Here is a 218-nt window from a genome sequence, read left to right as displayed (position 1 = left end):
AGCTTTGGCGTAGGCATAGACTCCCGAGTCCAGTTCAGGTTTACGGTTGGCCAGCGTCTGGAACACGAACGCCAAGGCCAGCATGCCCACAGCGGTGATTGCCCAGCCAATTAGAACCGCGCCGACGCCGGCACTGGCGGCCATGTTCTGCGGCAGCGAAAAGATCCCGCCACCAATCATCGAGCCGACCACAAGTGCAACTAATGCGCCTAGCTTTA

Annotated in this window: 1 protein-coding gene; it reads right to left on the bottom strand. The window is 59.2% G+C overall.

What is annotated here, in order from left to right; all coding sequences use genetic code 11:
• Positions 1-218: amino acid permease (locus J5M56_RS26630; RefSeq protein WP_207938270.1), on the bottom strand; the 218-nt coding region annotated here is incomplete at both ends.

The organism is Pseudomonas sp. 51_B, from assembly GCF_017491595.1.
GTDB lineage: Bacteria > Pseudomonadota > Gammaproteobacteria > Pseudomonadales > Pseudomonadaceae > Aquipseudomonas > Aquipseudomonas promysalinigenes.
The sequence above is the reverse complement of the archived record's forward strand: the minus strand, read 5'-3'. Positions and strand labels throughout refer to the sequence as shown.